Origin of the sequence: Escherichia sp. MOD1-EC5990, from assembly GCF_002965285.1 — a bacterium.
Classification (GTDB): Bacteria; Pseudomonadota; Gammaproteobacteria; order Enterobacterales; family Enterobacteriaceae; genus Escherichia; species Escherichia coli_F.
The window spans coordinates 1-1,222 of sequence record NZ_PTRV01000068.1 but is presented as its reverse complement, the minus strand read 5'-3'; the positions used below and the strand labels follow the sequence as shown (position 1 = coordinate 1,222).

1 protein-coding gene is annotated in these 1,222 nt (G+C 45.7%); it reads right to left on the bottom strand.

The annotated features are described in order from the left end of the window. Positions 1–7 precede the first annotated feature (7 nt). Complete coding sequence (locus BEB42_RS25880) at positions 8–1,159, bottom strand: IS30-like element IS30 family transposase (RefSeq protein WP_001254932.1); 1,152 nt, start codon at positions 1,157–1,159, stop codon at positions 8–10. Between the last annotated feature and the right edge of the window lie 63 nt (positions 1,160–1,222).

The following is a 1,222-nucleotide window of genomic DNA, read 5'->3' as shown; positions in this document are numbered from 1 at the left end:
TGTAGATTCAATCTGTCAATGCAACACCCCTTTCAATTATCTCTTTCGGTGTTTTGAACTTCAGTGTCTTTCTCGGTCTGTTGTTTAGCTGAGCAGCAACCAGATCTAGTTCATGTTGAGTATATTGGGCAAGACATGTCTTTTTAGGAAAGTACTGCCGAATTAGCCCATTTGTGTTCTCATTTGTTCCCCGCTGCCAAGGACTCTGAGGATCGCAGAAGTAAACTTTAACGCCGGTGCTGACAGTAAATTCTAGATGTCTGGCCAGTTCCATTCCTCTGTCCCATGTCAGTGATTTTCTGAGTTCTGACGGTAAACTCAGGAATTTGTCGGTAAGAGCCTGATTTACTGAGACAGAATCTTTGCCCCTGAGTCTGAGGATGATCGTATAACGTGATTTTCGGTCTACAAGTGTGGCTATATGAGAGTTTTTTGTACCTGAGACTAAATCGCCCTCCCAATGCCCCAGAGAGCGTCTGTTATCGATATTTCGGGAACGTTCGTGAATTGGTGTTCCGTTCACTATGTTAATCGTACCTCTTTCGCCTTTGCGGGTATGACGCCTGCCATGGCGAAGGCTATGCGACCGTCGCAGATGCTGTATATTCAGGTGGTGTAGCGCTTCACGGCTACGAAAGTACAGCGTTTTATAAATTGTCTCAGGTGATATTCGCAGCGTTTTTTGACGTGGTTTTGTTCGCCTTAACCATCCTGATATTTGCTCTGGAGACCATTTCATCTCCAGCTTTTCCAGAACAAGCTTTCGCAATGGTAAATTTTGATCCAGTAAGCACGGTTTTGGCCTTTTCGCCATTCTGTTGGCTCGGTTATTAGCATCAACAGCTTTGTAATAGCGTCTGCCCCGATTACGCTGAACTTCACGTGAGATCGTCGAAGGACTGCGATTCAGCGCAGTAGCTATCGCACGAATGCTCATTTTGGCTGACAAACCAGCTCGTATCTCCTCGCGCTCAGACAGTGTCAGGTGAGCTACAGCCCGCTTACGCTCATGGGGTTTTATGCCGCCAGTATCCCTTAACATAGTGAAGATCGTTCCGGGTTTTGAACCCAGGATATTCGCTATTTCACTGAAGCCTGTTCCGTTCTTCCATAGTTCAAAAACAGAGGCTTTTTCCTCTGCTGTAAATGTTCGTCTCATTCAAAAAACCTCCGCAACCCCATGTTTTCACATAACTGTTGCGTTGACCAATTGAATCTACAG